This is a genomic window from Streptomyces sp. NPDC104309 (assembly GCF_055584025.1).
Genome location: NZ_JBVJMV010000029.1, coordinates 1 through 23,342, shown reverse-complemented (window position 1 = coordinate 23,342; position 23,342 = coordinate 1). Strand labels below are relative to the sequence as shown.

The following is a 23,342-nucleotide window of genomic DNA, read 5'->3' as shown; positions in this document are numbered from 1 at the left end:
GTTCACATCCGAGCTCATGAAGGACTGCACTGGCCGATGAGCGGGGTGCCGAATTCCTCAGGGGCCGGATGTGGAGGTGACGGACCGCAGGGCGAGTTCTCGGCTCTTGCGGACGTGGAGCAGGGTGATCGCCCCGGCGGCCTCGACGTCCCCGGCGGCGATGCGTTCGTACATTTCACTGTGCTGCGCGCGCATGGGCGCGGGTTCCGTGTTCAGCCCGAACAGCAGGCACAGCTGTCCGTTCAGCCGCAGAATGAGCTGGGCCAGCAACGGGTTGTCGGCCAGAGCCACGATCCGGTCGTGGAAGGCGGTGCCCGCGTCGTTCTCCCGCATCCGTTCCCCTGCCGCCGCGGCGGCCTCGGCCTGTTCCAGTGCGGCCCGCAGGGCCGCCAGCTCAGCGGCCTCCTCGGCCGGGGCGAGAGCCACGCGTCGAGCCGCGAGGCGCGATGCCTGGATGGCCAGCGGTTCCCACACGTCGTACAGGTGCTCCACATCGGAGCGCTCCAGCCGGCGCACCCGCGCACCGCTGTGCGGCAACAGGTCCAGCAGGCCTTCTTCCACCAGCGCCCGCAGCGCCTCGCGAACCGGCACCCGCGACATCCGAAGGTCCTCGGCGATCTCGCGTTCCACCACACGGGCACCCTGGGCGAAGCTCCCGTCGATGATGCGTTCCCTGATGGCCCGGCGCGCGAGCTCGCTCAGTGGCGTGCGCGGCGTAGTGGCCGACGGCTCTCCTGCGTCGTCCTGCCGGCCGGTGCTTGCCGTCACGTACGGCGTCCTTTCTGTGCCTTCCTCGTCCGCCCCGGTGCCCGCGAGTCGCTGAACGCTCGCGGACACCGGACATCCCGTCACCCTATGCGGGTGGCCGGACGACGCGCTGCACGCTGCGGGACGGCATGACGGCAGGGCGGGGCGGTCATGTCAGCTCGCCGTCACGCGCCACCACGCGGCCGCCGTGCACCACCAGGTCCCGTGCGGGCATGTCCACCACGACCTGCGGCAGGCACTCGGCCCGCACCAGGACGAAGTCGGCCGGGGAGCCGGGCGAGAAGTCCGCGCGAGGCAGCCGCATGACATCCGCACCACCGTGCGCGCCCACCTCGTAGCAGGCCGCCAGTTCCTCGTCGAGGCGCACATCCGTGACCCAGCCGAGCAGGTGTGCCCGGTGGAGCATGTCCGCGTTGCCGAAGGGGCTCCAGGAGTCACGCACCCCGTCCGACCCGAGCCCCACCCGTACGCCGTGCTCGCGCAGTTTCGCGATCGGCAGGACGAGTGATTCGCTGGGCGCCACGGTGGTCAAGGCGATGTCCAGGTCACCCAGGTCCTCCGCCATTGCGGCCAGTTCGGTGTCGGAGAGGCCAGGCAGGCAGAAGACATGGCTGACGGTCACCTTCCCCTGCAAGGACAGGGCCCGGGTGCGGTCGATGACGGCGTGCAGCACCGTCAAACCCTTCTCGCCCCGGTCGTGCAGGTGGATGTCCACGCCGACGCCGTACCGTTCCGCAAGGTCGAATACGAGGTCCAGCTGCTCGTCCATCGCCTGGTCGAAGCCGATCGGATCGATCCCGCCGATCATGTCCACGAGCCCGCTCCGAGCCGCCTCCCTGAGCAGGGTCGCCGTGCCGGGAGCACGGACCACGCCATGCTGCGGAAAGGCCACGATCTGCACGTCGAGCGCGTGCTGGAGCCGTTCGCGTGCCTGCGCGACGCCTTCCACGCAGGTCAGTCCGTAGGCCGGAGCGATGTCGGCGTGTGCCCGCATGGCCCGCGTCCCGCGGGTCACGGCATGCGCCATGAGCCCATGAGCCCGCTCGCCCACCGTCCGGTGCCGGCTGCGGAACAGTGCCACGTCCTGGGCGGCGAAGTCGGCGATGCTGTTCGCCGGTTCGCGCGAGACCCATGAGCCGCCCCACGTCGTCTTGTCGGGATGGATGTGCGCGTCCACCAGGGACGGCAGGGCGATGCGGCCACCACCCTCGATCACCCTGGCGCCCCGGGGGGCCCGTTCGCCGGTGATCCGGCCGTCGACGACGGTGAGATCCACGGGTTTCGCCGCGCCCATCGGCCGTACGTCACGGAAGATCACCGCATGGCCGGGACGGCTCCGGGGGTCGGCCTGGGCGGATGGCGTGGTCGCGGACAGTGCGACACCGGTGCCCGCCAGGGAGGCGGCACCGGCCAGGACACCGCGCCGGGTCATCGGAGAGGGAGGGGGCGTCATGGGATTCCTTCGGCTGGGAGAGAGGCAGGGACAGGGGCAGGGGACGCGTCAGGCCGTCGGTGACGGCCCATCGGCAGGAACACGAGGTCTCAGAAGCGGCACCAGGGCCTTTCGTCCGGATCAGGCCGGATCGGCGAGCGGGGTCCGGTGCCGTGGGTCGCGAGGCGGAGGAGCGAGTCATGGCGGAGCCGATGGGGTCTCCCCTGCTCGAGCGAAGTCGAGAGCTTGGGGAAGACCGACGACAACGCGGCGAGGCGCGGTGCCGGGGCACGCGAGCCGGGCGTGATCCGAAAGAGAGGCACTAGAGGGCCAGGCCCGCGCGCACCACGCGCAGTGGCGTCCTGAGCACGGACACGTCGGCGAGCGGGTCGCCGTCCACCACGATCGCGTCACCGGCGAAGCCACGGGCGAGGCGGCCCACCGTCCGCTGAAGACCGAGGAGTTGGGCGGACCGGGTCGTGGCCGTACGGATCGCGTCGAGCGCCGAGAGACCCGAAGCGCGCATCAACTCGACTTCGCGGCCGATGGGTTCGATGTTTCCGCCGGAGGAGTCCGTGCCTGCCGCCAGTGCCACCCCCATCAGGTGCGCCTCTCTCACCGCCGCTTTCAGAACCGGCAGATACCTGCGTCCGCGCTCGGCGAGCACCGGGTTCGGCGAGTCGGCGAGTCCGGCAATCGCGGTGAGTGTCGGTGTGAAGTACGTTCCCCTGCGCCGCATGTCGTGCAGCGTTCGCTCGCTCACGAAGACCCCGTGCTCCAAGGACCGGATGCCCGCACGGACCGCGTCGTCGCAACCACGCTCGCTGTAGCTGTGGCACAGCACACCCTTGCCACCGCGTCGTGCCGCCGCCACGACCTCGGAGAGCTGCTCGTAGGAGTAGACCTGCGTCAGCGGGTCCTGCTCCGGCAGGCCGGCACGCTCGTTGACCCGCGTCTTGATCACGTCGGCTCCTCGGGCGAGGTTCACTTCGACGACACGCCGCAACGCCTCGGCCGAACGAACGCCGTCCTTCAGGCGCGCCAGCGGTGTGAGGTCCGGATCGGCCAGGACGGTGTCGCCCAGGTCGGGCGTGACGAAGACACCCGCGGCCCGCAGCCGAGGCGCCAGATCAGGGGCCTGCCGTGCCAACTCCCTCACGGCGATGTCCTGGTAGAAGTTCGTGGAGCCGCTGCGCGCGCTGGTGGCGCCCTGGCGGACCGCCTCGCGCGCCTCGGCGGCGGTGTTCAGGTGGATGTGCGCGTCCACGAGTCCGGGCAGCACCCAGCGGCCGTGAGCGTCCAGGCGCGGCACGTCGTGCGGGGCCCCGACCCGTGCCCGTGCCCCGGCCGCGCGGACGACCCCCGCACGGATCACGACGACCGCGTCCTCAGTGACGTCACCGGTCGCCGGGTCGAGCAAGGTGCCGCCCTCGATGACCAGGTCGCCCGCGCTCCCCGGGGCACGTCCGGGTGCCGCCGCCGCGGACGGGGCCGCGGACAGGGCCGCGGACAGGGCCGCGGCGGTGCCCGCGAGGGCGGCGGCCCCGGCGAGTACGCCGCGTCGGGTGACACGGCCGGGCGGGGGCGGTGCGGAATCGACACACATGGCGGGCTCCTCGCTATGAGATGTACGGCCGAGCCAGTTTGTATACCAAGACATGTTACGAGACAAGATCTCACACCGTAACTTGCCAGAAATGCCCGATCCCTCCCCTGCCTGCGCCTCCTTCAGCACACTCTGGTATACAACTTGACGCGACAACCCGGCGGCCGGCGGTCAGCCAAGGGCTGTCCGGTGTGGAGCGAGTCACGCCATCTGCTGCCGGACCCGCCGCCGAGACAACGGCGTCCCGAGCGGGCCGCACAGCTCTCGGCCGGCACACGCGGGCCGAGGCATCACACGGGGCGGCGGGTTCGGCTGCGTCCGCGCGCAGACGGGCGCCGGCGCCCGTCTGCGCAGAGCACTGATGAACGGCCATGGGGACCAGCGGTACAGCCGTTGGCGCCAAGCACTTGATCACGGCTGTCAGCTGCGGGTCTCGGCGTTCGGAAGGGGCTGGGACTGGAGTTCTTGGGCGAGGGTCGAGCAGCGGGCGTAGCCGATGCGGATGTCCGCGCTCGGGGTGTTCGGGTCGATCGGTGTCGGGGGCGGAGTGCCGGGCCGCCACGGCTGCCCCGGCCCTCGGTGGGCCGGGGTCGGCGCCCTCAGCGCACCGGTTGCCCGGCCCGTTCATCGCTTTGCGGCAGGCGGTTCAGAGCAAGCCCCAGAAGCAGCACCGCGTACGCACACAGCACAACGACCCCGGCCCACCACGGAAGCGGGAAGTATCCGGCGGAGGGCGTGAAGTGGGCGACGACCTGCGGATATTCGATGAGGGTCTGCTGGGTGGCGAAGCCGGCGGCCGGAGTAACCCGCAGCAGCCACTGTGACAGGCCGTCGGCAAGCAGCGGGAAGGACGTCACCACGTACGGGACCGCGATCGCCAGGACAGCGACGAGAATCGCGAACCAGACGCGCCGAAGCAGGGTGCCGAGCGCGAGCGCGAGCATGGCGGCGAGGGCGAGCACGGCGGCCGTACCGACGACGACCCGCACTCCGGTGAGCGCGGACACCCCGATGACCGAGACCCCGTTCCCCTTCAGGATCGCCACGCCGACCGGGATCACGATCCCCACGGCGAGGAGACCGGTCACAAACGTGACGGCTCCGACGACGACCGCCTTCGCCGCGAGCACCCGGCGGGTGACCGGCGCGCCGCGGTACTCGGAGGTGGCGAACCGCACTGCGACCACGAGCACGATGAGCAGTCCGATGGGCAGGCCGCCGAGGGTACGCTCCACCGGGCGGCCGCCGTCCTCGGCACCTCCCGGCCCGATGTCGCCGGTGCCGTTGATGGTGATCGTGCCGCCCTCCTCCTCCGCTCCGGACGCCTTGTGGTACTTCTCCCAGTCAGTCCGGTTCATCTCGCCGACGGCGTCCTTCCTCCAGCCCCCGGCGGAGGCCGCGCCCTTGAGGCCGACGTTGTCGAAGACACCGGCGGCCTGCGTGAAGCGCACCTCTTCCGTGGCACCGCCAAGGCCGACAGGCCGCAGCGTCAGGTCGCCGGGAGAGGTGGCGAACAGACCGACCTGCACAGTCTTGGGCAGCCCGGACAGCTGCGCCGTGCCCACCTTTGCCCATCGCTCGCCGTCGGCGGACTCGTAGCCGGTGACGGTGCCGCCCGACCGCGTCAGCCGCAGCCAGCGCGGCGACTTGGCCGAGACCCCACCGTCGCCGCCTGCGGTGTCATGGCGGTAGTCGTACTGCATCCGCACGCCGTGGCTGCCGGAGAGCATCAACGCCGCGTAGGAGGATCCCTGGCGGACACCGTCCTTGATGATGATCCCGGCCTTCGCCCATGGCACCAGGCCCGGGACGATCTGGTCGTGATTCGGCGGTGGGTAGGTGATCGTGCCGGTCATGGACGTCATCCGGACCGTGATGCTGCCGTTCTCGCCCAGATCGCGATGCAGGAAGTAGAACTGGTCGTTGACGAGGGAGCCGTCCGGCCCGGTTGGTTCGGCCGGGCACGGGCCGTCGCAGGACGCGTGGTTGCCGAACGCATAGAGCAGACCGAGGGTGACGACGACCAGAGCCGCAGCCCCCATCGCGATCAGCCGGCCCGGACGTCGGAATCCGGTCCACTCCTGCCGGAGTAGTTCGTTGGTCGTAAGCATGGACCCGGTTCTACGGATTCGACCATAACGTGGTCCGAACCGCCCCTGTTATGTCGCTGTTAGGTGCGGCGGGGCATCCTGAGTCCGGCCGGACGTGAGCGGGAAGAGGAACATGGGCAAGCTGCGGAGCGGAACCGTCGGACGGCGATTCACGATCTTGTACGCTACCGGGTTCCTCGGGTCCGGAATCGTGCTGCTCGCCCTGACCTACCTGATGTCGGGTGGCCGGGTGACGAGCGTCGCTCCTGAACAGCCCCCGACCGGCCAGTCCAACTTTGCCGCCGAGCTGCAGATCCGGGATCTGGAGAGGCAGCTCTCGGACGTGCATGCGCAGCAGAACCACCAACTGCTGGTCGGCTCGCTGATCTCGCTGGTGGTGATGGTGGGCGTCTCGCTCCTGCTCGGCCGGGTCCTCGCCGGCCGAGTCCTGCGCCCGCTGCGGCTGATCACCGCGGCGACACGGCGGATCTCCGCGGAGAACCTGCATCAGCGGCTCGCCGTGGCCGGCCCCCTCGACGAGGTCAAGGAGCTCGCCGACACGGTCGACGGTCTTCTGGAACGCCTCGAAGCCTCATTCGTCGCGCAGCGCCGGTTTGTCGGCAACGCCTCGCACGAACTGCGCACGCCACTGGCGACGATGCGGGCGTCGCTGGATGTTGCCGTCGCCAAACCGGAGCCCGCGGCGCAGACCGTTGCGCTCGCCGGCCGGTTGCGGACCGAGCTCGACCGGGTGGATCACCTGCTGGACGGCTTTCTCGTCCTTGCACGGGCGCAGCACGGCACCCTCGCCGACCGGACCCCTGTGTCGCTCGGCAAGCTGGCGCGGGAGGCGCTGACCGCCCGGGCCGCCGACATTGCCGCGAAGACGCTGACCGTCGACGACGAGGTGCGACCGAACGCCTGGACACGGGGTAGTCCGGCGCTGCTGTCCCGGATGGTGGAGAACATGGTCGACAACGCGATCGTGCACAACCAGGAAAGCGGCTGGATCCGGATCTCCACCGAACACGACGACAGCGAGGCACGCCTCGTCGTCGAGACCGGCGGGCGCGTCCTCGACCAGGGGCAGGTAGACCGGCTGACGCAGCCGTTCGAGCGGCTCGGCGCCGACCGGACGGGGTCGGAGGGGAGTTCCGGCCTGGGGTTGTCGATCGTCGCAGCGATCGTCGCAGCGCACGGCGGCCGCCTCGCCCTACTGGCCCGGCCGGAGGGCGGCCTGCGCGTTGCGGCGGCGCTGCTGTCGGCGGCCGGTTCGGAAGCGTGACACGGTGAGGGTTCTGGTCGTGGAGGACGCGCGGTCGCTCGCCGAGGTCGTCGCCGAGGGACTGCGGGATCAGGGGATGGCCGTCGACGTTGCGCACGACGGTCTTGCCGCCGCCGCCAAGCTCAACCTGAACGCGTACGACGTGGTGGTCCTCGACCGCGACCTGCCCGGCATCCATGGCGACACGCTCTGCCAAATGATCACCGAGCGGGACGATCGCGCGATGGTGCTGATGCTGACTGCGGCCGGGACGCCCGGCGACCGGGTCAGCGGTCTCACCCTCGGCGCCGACGACTACCTCGCCAAGCCCTTCCACTTCCCGGAGCTGATCCTGCGCATTCGGTCCCTGGCCCGCCGCAGGCCGGCCGCCCGGGCCCGCGCGCTGCGTGCCGCCGGCCTCGAACTCGACCCGGTACGCCGGACCGCCCTCCGTGACGGCCGTCCGCTGGAGCTGTCCGTCAAGGAGTTCGCCGTCCTGGAGGCGCTGCTGCGCGCCAGTCCAGGCTTCCTGAGCGCCGAGGACCTCCTGGAACAAGTGTGGGACGAGAACGCCGACCCCTTCACCAACACGGTGACGGTCACAATCGGCCGGTTGCGCCGCAAGCTGGGCAGCCCACCGGTCATCACGACGACGTCCGGGGTGGGCTATCGCATCGCCGACGCTCCGACCGCCTGATAGGGCTCCGATCGGCCGGAGTCACGGCGGTCCAGATCCCTCCGGGCCCCGTCACTGTCCTGGGTCATCGCCCAGTCCCGTCCCTGCCCCGCTCAACGACGGCCCGGCCCGCGGGGCAGGGACCACCAGCCGTCCGTACGTGGTCGCCTCGGTGGGCCCAAGGCCCGCAGCAGAGCGCTGCGGCAGCGTCCCTTTTCGTGTGGCGATTGGCTCCAATGAGCCTGGTGGCCGGGGAGTTTGGGCTTTGCGCTGAGCTGTGTGGTGTTTCTTCTGTCAGCGCCCGTGATCCTGAGCTTGTTCTCGTCCCGGGGCTGGGAGTCCTGGGACGTCGACCACCGACCGTTGATCCCCGAGGGGATGCCCGTACTCATCGACGACGACCTGCGCTTCGAAGGCGGTCCGTCCGCGCCGCGTGCGACGGCGGTGGTGAACCGGTGGCTGCGTGGGCTCCCGTACGGCTCGCGCCAAAGGCTGGGCACCCGAGGAGCCCGGATCTCCCCTTCCTGCTCGGCAATGCGACACATGCCGCTCTCAGCGTCGCGGAACTCCTCGCGCCGACGCACCTGCTCAATGCCACACGGGATCGTCCGCACACGGCCGCAGCGGGCACACCCTACTCGCGGTTGACCCACGCTGCGGAGAAGGACGTGTCCACGCCCGTGCTGATGAAGCTGTCGGGGCATACGTCGGTTCGCAGGCTCGCCAAGTACGCGCGGGTGTCCGATGAAGGTCTCCTGAACTCCCAGGCCGACACCGATCCCGCCGCGCGTCACCGTCGCCGGCGGTCGGGCGAATTGTCTGTGGCCGGAGCGGAACATGATGAGTATTGAGACATCCACCCCGTTGTGCGAAGCGGCATTTCATGACCTGTTCCAGAGGCCGATACGGTCGGATTCATGGAGTGGAATTTTCCGACGGCCGAAAACCTCGCGGCTGCCTTGCGTGCCGGTGAAGTGACCTCGGCGGAGCTGACCGACGAGGCGATCGCCCGTATTGAGCGGGACGACACGGCGATCAACGCGATTTGTGTGCCGGACTTCAACCGTGCACGGGCCGCCGCGCGCGGTGCCGACCAGGCGCGCGCCCGCGGTGTCGATCACAGATGCCCCGGACGGCCGAGATCAAGTGCGTAGCGCCAACGGCTGTACTGCTGGTCCCCGACGCCGATGAAGGCCGACTGGAAAAGCCGGCCGGAAGGGCTCAACGGACCGATCGCGTCCGGCGCCGGGCAGTGGTGACGACCGAGCATGGCCCCGACCGCTTTCCGTCCCTCCTCCGCGTGCGCCGTCGCGCGACTTCCGCTTCTACCGCGAGGTGCCCGTCAACACTCCGGTCACGCGACCGGAGGAAGGCGTTTGCGCCGTACGTGGGAGGACGGTCGGCCGGTACGACCGCACGGAGAGGCCTCCGGCCGCGTGGGTGGCGTCCGGAGAGACAGCCGCCGAGGGGTCGTGAGGGGTGCCCGGCTGAGCGGGATCCACACAGCATGTGCGGACGGTCCGAGGGCGTGCCGACGCGAACCCGGCGCCCCGGCGCCCCTGCGATCGAGCCCTGCGACCGGTACCGGCGCACGGCTCGGGCTCGTCAACGGGGCAGGCCGCGTGACGGCGTCCGTCCCGTGCCGCCCAGTCCCCGCCGGGCAGCGGGCCCGGACACCCTCCCGCGTTCGGTCAGACACCCGCGGCGCGCGCCGCCTCGTACACCTCGGTCGCCACATCGATCAGTTCCGCGGCGTCACGCGTCGTGCCCTGGAGGTCCAGCAAGAACTCCGGTACGCCCGTTTCCGCATGCGCCACCAGGTCCTCGACGATCTGCGCCACGCTCCCGTGGAAAGGCTGGCGGCCCGCACCCTCGACCGGCTTGGCGCTGTACCGCGCATTGGCTCGCGCGCAGACGTCGAGCGGACGCTCCCGACCGCGTTCGGCGGCCATGTCCTGAACCCGCTGCCACTGCTCGGCCAGCTGAGCGGCTCCCGCGGCCACGGGCATCCAGCCGTCCGCCCGGTCCACCAGACGGCGGTTGGCACGCGGGCTGTTCGCGGGCAGGTAGACCGGAATGGGGCGCACTGGCTTGGGGCCGACCTCCGACGGGGCGATGGTGGTCAGCTCGCCCTCGTAGGAGACGGGGTCCGGTCCCCAGACGGCCGCGCACACGTCGAGCAGTTCGTCCAGGACCGCGCCGCGCCTCTCGAAGGGCGCGACGGAGGCCGCCGCGTACTCGTCCAGAGACCATCCCGTGCCCAGGCCCGCGACCACTCGCCCGCCGCTCGCCACATCCAGCGAGGCGAGGGAACGGGCCAATTGGAACGGCACATGCAACGGCGCCACCAGGACGCTGGTCCCGAGCCGCGCCCGGTCGGTGGCCGCGGCGGCCAGCGTGAGCGTGACCAGCGGGTCGGCGACACTGCGATATTGGTCGGGCCACGGCAGTCCCGGCACACCGTAGAGCCCCTGGGTCGCGGGCTCGGGAAACAGGACACGTTCGAAGACCCACAAGCTCGCGTACCCGGCCTCCTCCGCCGCGCGCGCGACGGTGGCCACATCACGGCCGATGTCGTACTGCTTCATCTGCGGGAGACCAAGACCGAGTGAGACCGTCATGTATGCACTCCTTCACGATGACCACGGGGCAACTACCGTAAGGTACCCACTTGTTCCTGCCGTCGCGCGTCGAAACATGCTGAGCGTCCGGTGGGGCGGACGGCCGACGGCGCGTTCCCGGGACCGGCACGGGTGTGTGGGGCTCGTCCGTGTCCGCCCATGCCCTCCCCGGCGGATACGAAACGGACTACGCTGGAGCGTCGGTTCTCGGCCACCAGGGCACGGGCTCAAGCCAGTGGTCCTGCCGATGCCAGGGGGAGACAGAGGGATGACCACCGACCACCGCACAACGGCGTGGACGGCCGCGCTGCACCGTGCGACCGGGCTCACGAACCGGCGCGTGATGGCCGCCTGGGACGCGATGCGCATCCGCGCGATTCTGGCCGTCGGTCTCTACGTCCTGGCGATCCGCGATGCTGTCCCCGCCGACCGGGTGACGCTGGACAGCCTGGGCCGGTTGCTCGCGGACCCGGATCTACTCCACGACACGGTCGCGGAACAGACGGACGGCCTCGCGGACCCCGCCGCCAAGGAGTGGGCCTGGCTCAACGCACCGCTGCGCATGTGCTCACACGTCCCGGAACCACCGACGCCCCAGACCAGTCTGGACGCCTGTCTGGACGAAGCCCGTCTCCGCGTCGAGCGCGCGGTGAACCCCTAGCGCTGTGTGCGCACCGCTCCGGTGCGAGGCGGCAGGCGGCAGGCGGCAGGCGGCAGGCGGCAGGCGGCAGGCGGCAGGCGGCAGGCGGCAGCAAACCAGATCACGGCGCGAGCGTCAGCGGCTGCTCTCCAGCGGCTCGTCCACGAGACGGGGTGTCGCGACGTCTCAACTTCGCCACGGGCCCGGGGACCCGCTCAGCGAGGCAGCGTGACCAGCCCCATTTCATAGGCGGTGATCACGAGCTGAACCCGGTCCCGGGCGCCCAGTTTGGTGAACAGCCGTGACACGTGCGACTTGGCGGTGGCCACCGTGATGAAGAGATCCGCTGCGATCTCGGTGTTCGACCGGCCACGTCCGACCAGGGTCAGCACTTCCCGTTCCCGCTCGGTGAGGCCCTCGACCGGCCGTGGTGAGCGCTCCGGGGCAGCCACGGGGTGCCTGACGAAGTCCGCGATCAGACGGCGCGTGACACCCGGCGCGATCAGCGCGTCGCCGTCGGCGACGACTCGGATCGCCGCGAGGATGTCGTCCAGCGCCATGTCCTTGACCACAAAGCCGCTCGCGCCGGCCCGGAGCGCGCCGTAGACGTGGTCGTCCTCGTCGAAGGTGGTCAGGACGAGGACACGCGTGGTCGCCGGACCGGCAGTGATCCGCCGAGTGGCCTCGATCCCGTCCATGCCGGGCATCCGGATGTCCATCACCACGACATCCGGGCTGACGTCCTTGACCAGTTGGACCGCTTCGGTGCCGGTGGCGGCCTCGCCGACGACCTCCAGGTCGGGTTGATCGGCAATCAGCACGCGCAGACCGGACCGCACCAAGGGCTGGTCATCGGCGAGCACGACCCGGACGGTCATCGGGCCTCCATCGGAACGGCGACGGGTTCGGGCAGCGGCAGCCGCGCCGCCACCCGGAAGCCGCCCTCGGGACACGACCCGGCGCTGAGGTGGCCGTGCAGCAGACCGACCCGCTCCCGCATGCCCACGATGCCGAAGCCATGGGCCGAACCGCTCTCGGCAGCGCCCCGCCCGTCGTCGACGACCTCCACGGACAGCTCCTCGTCCCCGTAGTCGATGGCCACCCGACAATGCCCGGCGCCTGCATGGCGGACCACGTTGGTCAGCGCCTCCTGCACGATACGGTAGGCGGACAGGTCGATGTCGGCCGGCAGCGGACGCTGTTCCCCACTGCGGCGCACATCGACGCGTACCCCCGCGTCAGCAGTCGCCGCCGCCAGCCGTTCGACGTCGGCCAGACCCGGCGAGGGCGCGAGCGGGGCCTGCCCCGAGTCCGCTACGTCACCCAGGTCGGCCTGACGGAGCGCCACCAGCGTGCGCCGAAGACCCGACAGGGTCTCTCTGCTGGTCGCCTCGATCACTCGCAGCGCCTCGCGCGCCTCCGCAGGCTGCGTATCGATGACCCGTCTCCCCACCCCTGCCTGGATGGCGATGATGCCGATACTGTGCGCGACCATGTCGTGCAGCTCCCGTGCGATCCGCAGCCGTTCGGCGGTCACGGCCTCGACCACCTCCTGCGAACGCAACGCCACCGCGTGCTCGCGACGCTCGCGGCTCAGCAGACCGACCGTGCAGGACGCGGCCATCGCCAAGAAGGCGATCACGCCGTTGACCGTCAGGTTGTCCCCGTGCGCGAAGCCGCCGATCAGCAAGATCTGCACGGCGAAGGACACCGCCACGGCGACGATCGAAGCTCGCCGCGTACGGGTGGCGACAATGAGACCCAGGACGAGGTCCACCGCCGCATACGGCAGGAACTCGCCCTGGAACGTCACCGATCGGCTCGTCGGGACGGAGCCGGAAGTGAACACCACCACGGCGGTGGACCCGAACAGCGTCATGGCCAGAGCCGGCAGCGGCGCCCGTCGCAGCACACCGACGAGCAGGCTCGCAGCGAGCAGCGCCCCGACGCCGTGGACCGTGCCTGACGCCCGCGGCGCACCCCCCACCAGCAGAACCAGCGCGAAGAGGTACAGGACACCCCCCACCCAGGCCACGGCCTTCGATCTCGTCATCGGCGGTGTGTCCTTCCGAGCGAGAGGTTGCGATGCGAAAGCGCGCGCCGGCAACGGGGGGTCGGTGTGGCGTCCATGCCTCGACACTAACCAGCCACTGCCCGCGCGGCATCGGCCCGGGGATGTACGCCCGCGGGCCAACCCGGCCGCGCGATTGCCCTCCACGGCCCCATGCCCGGACGGGAACCTCCCGGCATGGTTGACCCCATGATCGAAGTCGACGAACTCACCAAGCGCTACGGCAGCAGGACCGCGGTCGACCGTCTGTCCTTCACCGTGCGGCCGGGCCAGGTCACCGGATTCCTCGGCCCCAACGGAGCCGGCAAGACCACCACTCTGCGGATGATCCTGGGCCTGGACGCACCCACCGGTGGTACCGCCACCGTCAGCGGCGTCCCCTTCCACACCCACCCACGCGGACTGCGGCACGTCGGCGCCCTCCTTGACGCCGGCCAGGTCCACGGCGGACGCACCGCCGCGGCCCATCTGTCCGCCCTCGCCCGCAGCAACGGCATCCCGATGCGTCGGGTGGACGAAGTACTGCACGAGGTGGGCCTGGCCGAGGCGGCGACCAGCCGCATCGGCGGTTTCTCGCTCGGCATGAAGCAGCGGCTCGGGATCTCCACCGCCCTCCTCGGCGACCCGCCCGTGCTGATGTTCGACGAGCCGATCAACGGCATGGACCCGGAGGGCGTGCTCTGGATGCGCCGCCTCTTCCGGCGTCTGGCCGCCGAGGGCCGCACGGTCTTCCTCTCCAGCCACCTGATGTCGGAGATGGAGAACACCGCCGATCAGCTCGTCGTCATCGGCCGTGGCCGGCTCATCGCCGCCGAGTCGGTGCGGGACTTCGCGGCCCGCGGCACGCGCCTCAGCATCGTGGTGGGCACTCCACAGGCCGCCGAGCTGGCAGCGGTACTGACCGGCGCGGGCGCGTCGGTCGAGCCGGAAGGCTCGCCAGGCGCCGAGAAGCTCGCCGTGACCGGGCTGCCGGCGGACCGGATCGGAGCGCTCGCCCTCCAGAACCGGATCCTGTTGAACGAGCTGACCACCCGGACCTCCTCACTGGAGGAGGCCTTCATGGAACTCACCGCCGACAGCGTCGAATACCTGGCAGGACAGCCCCGATGACCTCACTCGCCTCCCTTGCCCCGACCCCCTCGGCCACGCCGGTCGCCGAGCCGCCCGCCCGCTTCCGCGACCTGCTCGCCTCCGAGTGGATCAAGATGCGGTCCCTGCGCTCCACGCCGTGGACGATCGCACTCACCACCCTGTTCGTCATCGGGTCGGCCGTCGCGTCGGCGCTGGCCGAGTACGACAATCTCGCGAGCTCCGGCCCGAGCACGCGGCAGGCCCCCGGCTTCCTCCCCTTCACCGCCTACCCGCCGGGCGGCTACTGGACGCTGATGCTCGTCGCCGGCAGCGTCGGCGCCCTCACCGTCGTGAGCGAGTACAGCAGCGGGCTGATCCGGACCACCACCGTGGCCGTCCCCGCCCGTGGTTCGGTGGTGCTGGCCAAGGCCGTCGTCACCGGCGTGCTCTGGACCGCGGTCGGTACGGTCATCTCCGTCGGTTCCTTCCTGGCCTCCCAGGCCATCCTGAACGGGCGGCACGCCGGGGTCACGCTCACCCACCCCGGGGTGTTCCGCGCGCTGGTGGCGTCCGCGTTGCTGGCCCCGGTCTGCGCACTGGTCGGCCTGGGCCTCGGCGTCCTGATCCGGCACAGTGCCACCACCATGGTCACCACCGTCTTCACGCTGCTGATGCTGCCCACACTCTTTTCGCAGAGCACGCTCTGGTCCGCCGACGTCAACCACGCGATGCCGGTCACCGCCTGGAGGCGCCTGGTCCAGAACTGGCCGCCGGATCCCACATCTCTCGCGTACACCGCCACGGTCCCCGGCTCCTGGATCGTGTACATGCTCTGGCCGCTGATCGCGGTCGCACTCGCGGTGCTCGTCGTGCGGCACCGCGACGTGTGACCGGTCCCCCGGGCCCTGCGGCTTCGACCACTTCGCCGTCAGCCATCCGGTGCGCGGAGTCGGCACGTGTGCTTCTGGGCGAGGCCGGAGAGCAGCCACCGCGGTGAAACCCGCTGGACTCGAAGATCTCCTCGCAGAGACGCTATGGGTATGGAGTTCTTCTGCTACCACCGCGACCGGCCCGGCTCCGTACCTCTGCGCGACGAGCTGCTGGAAGATCACTGGTCCTATATGGACCAGTACGCGAAGGAGATGATCGCGCGGGGCCCGACCCTCGCCGGCGACACACCCACCGGCAGCGTGCACATCGTCGACCTGCCCGATCCCGCCGCCGCTCGCGCGTTCGCCTTCGCCGAGCCGAACTACCAGGCCGGTGTGTACCGAGACGTGCTGCTGCGACGATGGCACAACACGCTGGGGCGCACCATGTGGGACTTCCCCGGCGGCCGGACCGGTGGCAGCCGGTACCTGGTGCTCGGCTTCGGTACGGGGCCTGCCGCAGACCTCGCGGCGCCGCCCGACCGGGACGAGGTGATCGCCTACGGGCCGCTGCTGTCCGACAGCGGCTCCGACTGGCTGGGCACGGCGGCGTTGGTCCGGACAGCGAACCCGGACACGGCGCGCGCCATCCTGACCCCGGACCGGTACGCCGACATCGAGGTGCACGACTGGCAGTTCGGCGGGCGGCCGTCGTGACCCGAGGACGTCCAGGCCGACGTCACCGCCGGAGCTCTTCGGATCGCTCGGCAGCCTCGTGTTTCACCCGCACCCGCGGATGCGTCGGCCCGGCACACGCCAGTGGATCCGCGGGTTCACGCTGACGGATGTTCGGTTCCCCTGAACCCGCGGGACCATGGCCCGGTACTCCCGAAGGTGCCGCGAAAGCAGAAGCGGTACCGGATCGACACCGTGGCCGTCCTGCGCATACGTCGGAGCGCTGCCCGTACTCCGTACCGTCACACACTGGACGTCACGTAGTACGGGCAGCGCTCTGCTCCCATGGACCGCAAGGCATTTCAGCCGACGGCAACGGAACGCGGCCGAGGCGCACCGAGCCCGGAGTCGCGCACGCACTGCGCGTCCTCAGCCGATGTCGCGCATCGACGCGCGGATCCTGGAGCCGAGATCAGACCGCCGGGGCCGGGTAGGTCGGGTACTCCACCCCGGAGACGTGCTGGACAACGCGAATGACCTGGCAGGAGTAGCCGAACTCGTTGTCGTACCAGAGGTAGAGGATCGCGTTGTCGCCCTCGACCTTGGTGGCGCCCGCGTCGACGATCGACGCGTGGCGCGAGCCGATGAAGTCGCTCGACACCGCGTCCGGGGCGGTGGTGAAGTCGATCTGCCGCTTGAGCGGCGACGTCAGCGACACATTGCGGAGGTAGTCGAGGACCTCCTCGCGATCGGCCTCACGGCCGAGCCGCAGGCTGAGGATCGCGATCGAGACGTCCGGCACCGGGACGCGGATCGAGCTGCCGGTGATCGGCGCCTTGAGGTCGGGCAGGGCCTTGGCGACGGCGGAGGCGGCACCGGTCTCGGTGATGACCATGTTGAGCGGCGCCGAGCGGCCGCGCCGGTCGGCCTTGTGGTAATTGTCCAGCAGGTTCTGGTCGTTGGTGAACGAGTGGACGGTCTCCACGTGGCCGCGCAGCACGCCGTACTCGTCCGCCATCGCCTTCAGCGGCGGGACGATCGCGTTGGTGGTGCAGGAGGCGCAGGACAGGATCTGCTCGTCCGGCTTGATCATGTCGTGGTTGACGCCGTGCACGATGTTGGGGACGTCGCCCTTGCCCGGCGCGGTCAGGACGACCTTCTCGATACCGGGGCGCAGGTGGTTCGACAGGCCCTCGCGGTCGCGCCACTTGCCGGTGTTGTCGATGAGGATGGCGTCCTTGATGCCGTACGCCGTGTAGTCGACCTCCGACGGGTCGTTGGCGTAGATCACCTTGATCTCGTTGCCGTTGGCGACGATCGTGCTGTTCGCCTCGTCGACGGTGATCGTGCCCTGGAACTGGCCGTGGATGGAGTCGCGGCGCAGCAGCGAGGCGCGCTTGACGAGATCCTCGACGGCCCGGCCGCCGCCCCCGCGGACGACGATGGCGCGCAGCCGCAGACCGTTTCCGGAGCCGGACTTCTCGATGAGCAGCCGGGCGACGAGGCGGCCGATGCGGCCGAAGCCGTACAGGACGACATCGCGTCCCTCGCGGCGCTCGATCTTGTTGGCACCCGTGGCACCGGCGACGGCCTCGGCGGTGAACTCCTCGACCGAGAGACCGCGGTCGTCGGTCTTGAACGTCGCGGCGAGCATGCCGATGTCGATCTGGGAAGGGCCGAGATCCAGCGTGGTGAGAGCCTGCAGGAAGGGCAGCGTCTCGGTGACCGAGAGCTCCTCACCGGCGATCTGCCGGGCGAAGCGGTGGGTCTTGAGGATGCTGACCACCGACTTGTTCACCAAGGAGCGGCTGTGAAGCAGGACCGTGACATCCCGCTCCCGGTGCAGTTTCCCAATGATGGGGATCATCGACTCCGCGATCTCCTCGCGGTTCTTCCAGCTGGTGAACGAGTCCTCGTTGACAGTCACAGATTTATCTTTCGAGCTAGGCGGCGCTCATATGGTAACCCCCTGGCACTTTGATCATTCAAACGGTGCCGCTTGAGCGGAATGCGGCGACCGGGCCTCACGTCCGCCCCGGGCGGAGAACGGGTCGTCGCGCAGGCAGAACATCAGCGTTCTCGCGGACCGACAGGCGGCCAGGGTGCCCACGCGGCTCTGTCTCCCGATGATGTGCGGGGCTTCCCGATGATGTGCGGGGCCGATACGCACAACGCAGCGGAACGAGCAGGCGTTCGACGACTGGGTGACACGGGTGAACCTGTCACTCATGCGGAGGGACCGGACTGCCACAGCCTCCTCGTCGATGTTCCCTTGTACCAGGCATCACAGGAGGCTCCACATGACGCCCATCAGCGGCGGTACACAACAGCGGGCGGTACGTCGCGCCGCGTGTACGGCCGCGCTGATCACGCTGGTGATGCTGATGCACGGAGTGTTCGCCTCCGTCCCGGTGTCCGGCTCCCGGGCCGGCCACGTTCACGGCGTCCCGGTCCCTCACGCGGTGCCGACGGTCGGCGCCGCCGCCGTCGAATCACCCTCGGCGGAGCAGTCGTTCGCGGCGGGCTCCGGTGGTCACAGCGAGGGCCACGGGTGGCGGTCGGGCACGGCTTCGCCCGGTAAACCGCGTCACACCGCATCCGCGGCCACCGCGGTGGCACCCGATTCCGGCCTCGGCGGCGTGCCCCCGGCGACCGGGCGTCATGGATGCGCGCCGGAACTCGTCGACCGGGCGGGCTCGACCGGTTCTCCGACAGGTCTCGTACTGCGCTGCTGACCGGCTCCGGCCGTATCCCTCGCGCACCTGCCGCGCTCCGCCGCGAAGGGCACGCGAGGTGCGGCCTGCCGTCGTCAACACCCACGTCACGTTCGACCCCGCAGGAGAACCGACATGCCCGCAGACGCCTTCGCGGCCGTGAGCGCACTGGTACGTGCCGAAGCCGCTCGCCGCCCCGCCCCGTCCTGCCCGACGCCGTCGTCGCCGGACGGCTCACATCCCTTCACGACGCCGGAACGTCAACCGGCTCGCCTCGCCCCGAACCCCACTCCGGCGCGGCCGGATCTCCCGCCCTCCCCGCGTCGGGCGGCGGGACTGCTGTCCGGCGTGCAGCGTCGGCTCCTGGCACTGCTCCACTGAAGCCAGGGCGGCCGGCCCGATCTCGCCCCGGTTGACTCGAACGCCCCCCGTGCCCACGGTCGCTGACGGGGCGTCGGCGTCGCGGGCACCATCTCCCGTGGCTACGACGGGATCCGCTTCGACCCCGCGCCCGCCCGCCGGCAACTCGTCCGCACACCCCGCTCCTGGTGAAGAGCACCGCCTGCGCATCTCGCGGCCGCCACAGACGGCGAAACGCCCCCTGCCCGGCGGGCAGGGGGCGTTCGGGGCGATGGCGAGACACGCCCGGTCGGTCTGCTCGCCGATGGGTTCAAATCCGCCCAGTCGGTGGTGGCTCTCGGGCTGGGCCTCGGCACGATGGCCGTCATGGCCGGGTGGAAACGCCGAAGGGCGACCGCGTACCTTCCCGTCCACGGGCTACTGCAGACTGATGCATTCCGTGGAGAGGGGATCTGATGCCGATGGACCGCGAAGCCGTGAATCTCCGGTCGTACGTCGAACGAACGCGTAGCGGGCCGTGCTTCGTCTGCGCATTTCTCGCCGGACACCCCAACTATCGGCACGAGACCGTCTTCGAGGACGAGCACCATGTGGCCTTCCTCGACCGATGGCCCACGCTTCCCGGAAAAGTCCTGGTGGCACCGAAGGCGCACATCGAGCATGTCGTCCGCGATCTGGACGAGACGGCCTACTCCCGGCTCATGCTCGTGGTCCGCGAGATCGCTCTCGCGGTCGAGGATGTCCATGACTCCGAGCGAACCTATCTGTACAGCCTCGGCAGTCAGCAGGGGAACGCGCATCTGCACTGGCACATCGCGACGCTGCCTCCTGAAGTGCCTTACGAGCGACAGCAGTTCCATGCCCTGATGGCCGAGAACGGTGTTCTGTCCCCGTCGGCCCGGGAGACGGCCGATACGGCGTCACGTCTCCGCAGAGCCGTTGCCGAGCGCGGGGTTCTCGGGCCGTCGCGGTAAGCGTCGGCCATCCGGCCCCCGGCGGCGTGGAACCGTACGAGGCTCATTCCTCTCCCGCGGATCGCGGACACGGTCCGGGCCGGGCGATGAGTACCGCCACGTCGTCGTGGTCGTCCGGATCACGCAGCGCGTCCAGGAGCCGGTCGCAGGTCTCCTCCAGGGAGCCGTCGGAGCCGTCGAGCACGCGCAGCAAGAGGTCGAGGCGCGCGTCGATGGCGTCGCGGCGCGTTTCGACCAGCCCGTCGGTGTAGAGGACCAGTTGATCGCCGGGACGCAGCGGCACGGTGGCCGCTTCGAAGGGGACGCCGCCGACCCCGAGAGGCGCTCCGGAGGGCAGGTCGAGCAGCTCGGAGTGGTCGCCGGCGGGTGTCAGCGCCGGGGGCAGGTGTCCCGCCGCAGCGATGCGGCACGACTCGCTGTGCGGGTCGTATTCGGCGTAGATGCAGGTGGCGATGGAGGGTTCCAGGCCGGCGGTGATCTTGTCGAGGTGTTGCAGCACCCGATCGGGCGGGAGACCCAGGTCGGCCAGCGTGGCGGTGGCGGTGCGCAGACGGCCCATCGCGGCAGCCGCGTCGATTCCGCTGCCCATCACGTCGCCCACCACGAACGCCGTCCTGTCCTCGGCGAGGGGAATGACGTCGAACCAGTCTCCACCGACCTCGGTGGATGTTCCGGCGGGTTGGTAGCGGGTGGCGATCTCCAGGCCCGGCGGCGGCACCGGCCGCGGGAGCAGACTGCGCTGGAGCGTGACCGCCGTGTTGCGGACGCTCTGGTAGAGGCGCGCGTTGTCCAGGGACACCGCGGTTCGGCCGGCCAGCTCACCGGCCAGGGTGACGTCGTCCGCGTCGAAGGGCAGCGGATTACGGCCGCGCATCAGGCCCAGCACACCGAACGTCCCCTCCTGGGCGGCCAGCGGTATCGCGAGATACGAGTGGATGCCGAAACTGGCCAGCACGGCGGCGGCACCGGCGTCACGGGCGATGCGTGCCAGATCCCACTCCTCCACGTGACTCACCAGGACGGGGTGACCGGTCCCTACGCATTGGGTGGGCAGCCGGTCCGCGCCGTAGCTGACCAACCGGTCGGCCGTGCCGACGGCGCGGGCCGCCTCGCTGAGGCCGACGGCCTTCACCGCGAGGGTACGAAAGAGCACCGGGCCGCCGACGGGATTCGCGGGCCGACGATCGTCCAGCGCGGAGTCCAGTACGTCCACGACCGCGATATCCGCGAGCTCGGGCACCACGACATCGGCCAGTTCGCGGGCTGTCTGCCGCATGTCCAAGGTGGTACCGATGCGGGCCGAGCCGTCGGCGATCAGGGCCAGACGCTGCCGGGCCTGGGCCGCCTCCTTGATCGCACCGTACCGATCGGTGACTTCCACCACTGATGTGGCGACACCCAGTACCTGACCGTCGGGTCCCTCCAGCCGGTAGACGGACACGGACCAGGCATGGTCGTTGTCGGGGTCGGCCGGAGTGCGGCCGATGGTGTACCTGTCGACCTGTGGAAGTCCGGTCTCCAGAACTTCCCTGACCGCCGCCTCGGACGCGTCGACGCTGACGGAGGGCAGGACCTCACGGAATCCCCGGCCGATATGGTCCTCGGCGGTCATGCCGTGCAACCGCTCCATCGCGGGATTGACAGCCACGTAGCGCAGATCGGTGTCGAGAACCTCCAGGCCGATCGGCGACTGGGCGATCAGTTGCGTGGACAACGCGACGTCCCGCTCCACCTCGCGCAGCTTCGAGGCGTCCGTGGCGATGCCCAGAGCGTGAAGCTCTCCCTGCTCGGTCGCCAGCCGGGCGCCGTGGAGTTCCACCAGCCGCGTGCTGCCGTCCTTGTGCCGTGCGGGGAAGACAGCGGCCCAGCCGCGGCCGGTCTCCAGCATCCGCTCGCACATGCCGACCACGAGATCCGTGTACCGCTCATGGACCAGCAGCGACGCCGCGCTCCGGCCCAGCACTTCTTGCGCGGAGTAGCCGAACAGTTCCTCGGACTGCGGGCCCCACAACACGATCCGTCCGGAGGTGTCCAGCACCACCACCGCCACACCGAGCGCGTCCAGTACGCCACTGGGCCGTTCCAGTCGCGGGCCCGACGAATCCTTGCCGGCATCGAAGGTTCCCGCTTCGCTCATCCCGGGCGCTCCTTCCACCTGCCGACGCGACGCACCCCCGGCCCCGGCCCGCGGTTGCGGTTGCGGTTGCGGCTGCGGCTGCGGCTGCGGCTGCGGCGCCGGGATGGTTCCCCGTGCCTCCCTGGTGCTTCCATAGTCCCCCGAGACCACCGCCGACGCACCGCACCCCGGCCGGGCCGTGATCACGCTCGTCCTACCGCGGCAGGACGCCGGATCCTCACCTGAACGCTTCCGGTCCCGCGGCGGCCCGGATGTCCGCGGGTGGACGGCTGACCTGGCGCTCGTCGAGGGGCGGTCGTCGGGCCGTACCGCGCTGCTGCTTGGATCAGCACGTGATTCCTGCAGATGACCCGACCGATGGCAGGCCGGGGCGCACAAGCCTCGCCGTCGCTCTCGGCGGGGCTTCCGTTGCGTTCTGGTTCTGCTGTCCGCTCTGGATGCTCGTGTGGCTGCTGGCCCTGCCGTTGGGACTGGCAGGCATGGTCCGGGGTTCCATCGAGTACCGCGCCGCCTCGCGTCGCAATGCGAGCCGTGCTCAGCCTCTGGCCGGACTGGTGCTTTCGACCCTGGGAGCCGCGGCTGCGGTCGCATACATGATCTTCGTGTTCACGCATCCGGACCTGCCGATTCAGGAGTAGATTGAGGGCGCGGCCCGGGGGCGGATCCGGCTCGTCGTAGAGCGGAGACGGCAGGGGACGCGCCAAGAGGTGCTCGCGCAGGACGTTCTCGCGGATCTCGGGGCGGCCGACGACGATGCCGTGTCCCGCCCCGGGGACGTGGACGAGACGGGAGTTGGGCAGGGTGCGCCGGTAGTTGTAGGTGACCTGCCACTTCTTGCAGTCGCAACCGTGCGTCGGCCTCCGGACCGTCGACGAAGGGGCAAGGACGGTACCGAGTGCGACGGACCCGCGTGTGATCGGTACGGGCAAGCGCCATGAGCGGCCTCGGAGACGAACAGAAGTCCGTGCGACGGCGTGGGAGGTTCGGGCCCGGAACAACCGGCCGCCCGGAAGGGGGCCCGCGTGGAGGGTACGCAGTCCGGTGCCGGCTCCGAGACGGCTCCGGGCTCCGAGTCCGGTTCCGAGTCCGGTGTCGGCCGGCCGGGTCCGGATTCCGGGAACGAGCCTTGTGGTGGTGGCCGGCCCATCAACTGTCCGCCCGCCGACAGGAGCGGTCCGGATTCGTCCGCGCGGCCCGCACCTTTGGGCATCCGGTCGTCTGCGTGGCATGCCGAAGGACCGGCGTGGGCAGCGTCGGTGCTGCCGTGCCGGTCCTGGCGGGCGGGTGGGGTGTGGAGTCCGCGGATCAGTAGGCGGAGTTCACGTTGTCGATCGAACCGTAGCGGTGGGCGGCGTAGTTGGCGGCCGCGGTGAT

At 70.3% G+C, this 23,342-nt stretch carries 20 protein-coding genes and 2 pseudogenes; 12 read left to right on the top strand and 10 right to left on the bottom strand.

Annotated elements, in window-relative coordinates:
• Positions 1-57: 57 nt before the first annotated feature.
• From ACZ68L_RS32115 to ACZ68L_RS32100, 4 genes are all read right to left on the bottom strand, one after another.
• On the bottom strand, positions 58-768 hold the full coding sequence (locus ACZ68L_RS32115) for a GntR family transcriptional regulator (RefSeq protein WP_469583943.1): 711 nt from the start codon (positions 766-768) through the stop codon (positions 58-60).
• Between the two features lie 148 nt (positions 769-916).
• Entirely contained in the window at positions 917-2,221 is a 1,305-nt protein-coding gene (locus ACZ68L_RS32110; protein ID WP_469583940.1) for an amidohydrolase, read from the bottom strand.
• 301 nt (positions 2,222-2,522) lie between these two features.
• Positions 2,523-3,806, bottom strand: coding sequence for an amidohydrolase family protein (locus ACZ68L_RS32105; protein WP_469583937.1), 1,284 nt, complete (start codon positions 3,804-3,806; stop codon positions 2,523-2,525).
• A 599-nt stretch (positions 3,807-4,405) separates the two neighbouring features.
• Positions 4,406-5,917 carry a DUF1349 domain-containing protein gene (locus ACZ68L_RS32100; RefSeq protein WP_469583934.1) on the bottom strand — a complete coding sequence of 504 codons (1,512 nt, stop codon included), beginning with the start codon at positions 5,915-5,917 and terminating at the stop codon, positions 4,406-4,408.
• Positions 5,918-6,029: 112 nt separating this feature from the next.
• Between ACZ68L_RS32100 and ACZ68L_RS32095 the strand changes: the two genes are divergently transcribed.
• The 4 genes and pseudogenes from ACZ68L_RS32095 to ACZ68L_RS32080 all read left to right on the top strand — a co-directional run.
• Positions 6,030-7,181 (top strand): sensor histidine kinase, encoded by a 1,152-nt coding sequence (locus ACZ68L_RS32095; protein WP_469583931.1) that lies wholly within the window; start codon positions 6,030-6,032, stop codon positions 7,179-7,181.
• Positions 7,182-7,185: 4 nt separating this feature from the next.
• Entirely contained in the window at positions 7,186-7,857 is a 672-nt protein-coding gene (locus tag ACZ68L_RS32090; protein WP_469583928.1) for a response regulator transcription factor, read from the top strand.
• Positions 7,858-8,504: 647 nt separating this feature from the next.
• Positions 8,505-8,687, top strand: coding sequence for a hypothetical protein (locus tag ACZ68L_RS32085; protein WP_469583925.1), 183 nt, complete (start codon positions 8,505-8,507; stop codon positions 8,685-8,687).
• A gap of 66 nt (positions 8,688-8,753) precedes the next feature.
• Positions 8,754-8,975: pseudogene (locus ACZ68L_RS32080) on the top strand (amidase); the annotation flags it as partial.
• Positions 8,976-9,527: 552 nt separating this feature from the next.
• Here ACZ68L_RS32080 and ACZ68L_RS32075 read toward each other — a convergent pair.
• Positions 9,528-10,457: an LLM class F420-dependent oxidoreductase gene (locus tag ACZ68L_RS32075; RefSeq protein WP_469583922.1), complete on the bottom strand. Its 930-nt coding sequence runs from the start codon at positions 10,455-10,457 to the stop codon at positions 9,528-9,530.
• A gap of 268 nt (positions 10,458-10,725) precedes the next feature.
• On the opposite strand from ACZ68L_RS32075, the gene ACZ68L_RS32070 reads away from it, so the two are divergent.
• On the top strand, positions 10,726-11,118 hold the full coding sequence (locus ACZ68L_RS32070) for a hypothetical protein (protein WP_469583920.1): 393 nt from the start codon (positions 10,726-10,728) through the stop codon (positions 11,116-11,118).
• Between the two features lie 194 nt (positions 11,119-11,312).
• Here the strand turns inward: ACZ68L_RS32070 and ACZ68L_RS32065 are convergent, their stop codons facing one another.
• Both ACZ68L_RS32065 and ACZ68L_RS32060 read right to left on the bottom strand, forming a co-directional pair.
• Positions 11,313-11,975, bottom strand: a complete 663-nt coding sequence (locus ACZ68L_RS32065) for a response regulator (protein ID WP_469583917.1) — start codon at positions 11,973-11,975, stop codon at positions 11,313-11,315.
• Entirely contained in the window at positions 11,972-13,150 is a 1,179-nt protein-coding gene (locus ACZ68L_RS32060) for a sensor histidine kinase (RefSeq protein ID WP_469583914.1), read from the bottom strand. Before ACZ68L_RS32060 ends, ACZ68L_RS32065 begins: the two co-directional genes overlap by 4 nt.
• A gap of 207 nt (positions 13,151-13,357) precedes the next feature.
• On the opposite strand from ACZ68L_RS32060, the gene ACZ68L_RS32055 reads away from it, so the two are divergent.
• From ACZ68L_RS32055 to ACZ68L_RS32045, 3 genes are all read left to right on the top strand, one after another.
• A complete protein-coding gene (locus tag ACZ68L_RS32055) occupies positions 13,358-14,278 on the top strand; it encodes an ABC transporter ATP-binding protein (RefSeq protein ID WP_469584137.1) in 921 nt (306 codons plus the stop codon).
• Positions 14,275-15,129 carry an ABC transporter permease gene (locus ACZ68L_RS32050; protein ID WP_469583912.1) on the top strand — a complete coding sequence of 285 codons (855 nt, stop codon included), beginning with the start codon at positions 14,275-14,277 and terminating at the stop codon, positions 15,127-15,129. The genes ACZ68L_RS32055 and ACZ68L_RS32050 overlap by 4 nt, the downstream gene beginning before the upstream one ends.
• A 150-nt stretch (positions 15,130-15,279) precedes the next feature.
• Positions 15,280-15,825 carry a YciI family protein gene (locus ACZ68L_RS32045; RefSeq protein ID WP_469583910.1) on the top strand — a complete coding sequence of 182 codons (546 nt, stop codon included), beginning with the start codon at positions 15,280-15,282 and terminating at the stop codon, positions 15,823-15,825.
• A 430-nt stretch (positions 15,826-16,255) separates the two neighbouring features.
• Here the strand turns inward: ACZ68L_RS32045 and ACZ68L_RS32040 are convergent, their stop codons facing one another.
• Positions 16,256-17,710 carry a glyceraldehyde-3-phosphate dehydrogenase gene (locus ACZ68L_RS32040; RefSeq protein WP_469583906.1) on the bottom strand — a complete coding sequence of 485 codons (1,455 nt, stop codon included), beginning with the start codon at positions 17,708-17,710 and terminating at the stop codon, positions 16,256-16,258.
• Positions 17,711-18,083: 373 nt separating this feature from the next.
• Here ACZ68L_RS32040 and ACZ68L_RS32035 point away from each other — a divergent pair, with 373 nt between their 5' ends.
• The 3 genes from ACZ68L_RS32035 to ACZ68L_RS32025 all read left to right on the top strand — a co-directional run bounded on the left by ACZ68L_RS32035 (position 18,084) and on the right by ACZ68L_RS32025 (position 19,831).
• Positions 18,084-18,518, top strand: a complete 435-nt coding sequence (locus ACZ68L_RS32035; protein WP_469583903.1) for a hypothetical protein — start codon at positions 18,084-18,086, stop codon at positions 18,516-18,518.
• Between the two features lie 114 nt (positions 18,519-18,632).
• Positions 18,633-18,878, top strand: a complete 246-nt coding sequence (locus ACZ68L_RS32030) for a hypothetical protein (protein ID WP_469583900.1) — start codon at positions 18,633-18,635, stop codon at positions 18,876-18,878.
• 440 nt (positions 18,879-19,318) lie between these two features.
• The gene (locus ACZ68L_RS32025; RefSeq protein WP_469583896.1) at positions 19,319-19,831 is read left to right on the top strand and encodes an HIT family protein; all 513 of its coding nucleotides are present in this window, start codon (positions 19,319-19,321) and stop codon (positions 19,829-19,831) included.
• Between the two features lie 43 nt (positions 19,832-19,874).
• Here the strand turns inward: ACZ68L_RS32025 and ACZ68L_RS32020 are convergent, their stop codons facing one another.
• Positions 19,875-21,968: a SpoIIE family protein phosphatase gene (locus tag ACZ68L_RS32020; RefSeq protein ID WP_469583893.1), complete on the bottom strand. Its 2,094-nt coding sequence runs from the start codon at positions 21,966-21,968 to the stop codon at positions 19,875-19,877.
• 320 nt (positions 21,969-22,288) lie between these two features.
• Between ACZ68L_RS32020 and ACZ68L_RS32015 the strand changes: the two genes are divergently transcribed.
• Positions 22,289-22,606, top strand: a complete 318-nt coding sequence (locus tag ACZ68L_RS32015; RefSeq protein ID WP_469583890.1) for a hypothetical protein — start codon at positions 22,289-22,291, stop codon at positions 22,604-22,606.
• Between the two features lie 667 nt (positions 22,607-23,273).
• Here the strand turns inward: ACZ68L_RS32015 and ACZ68L_RS32010 are convergent.
• Positions 23,274-23,342 (bottom strand): annotated as a pseudogene (locus ACZ68L_RS32010) (transglycosylase SLT domain-containing protein); the annotation flags it as partial.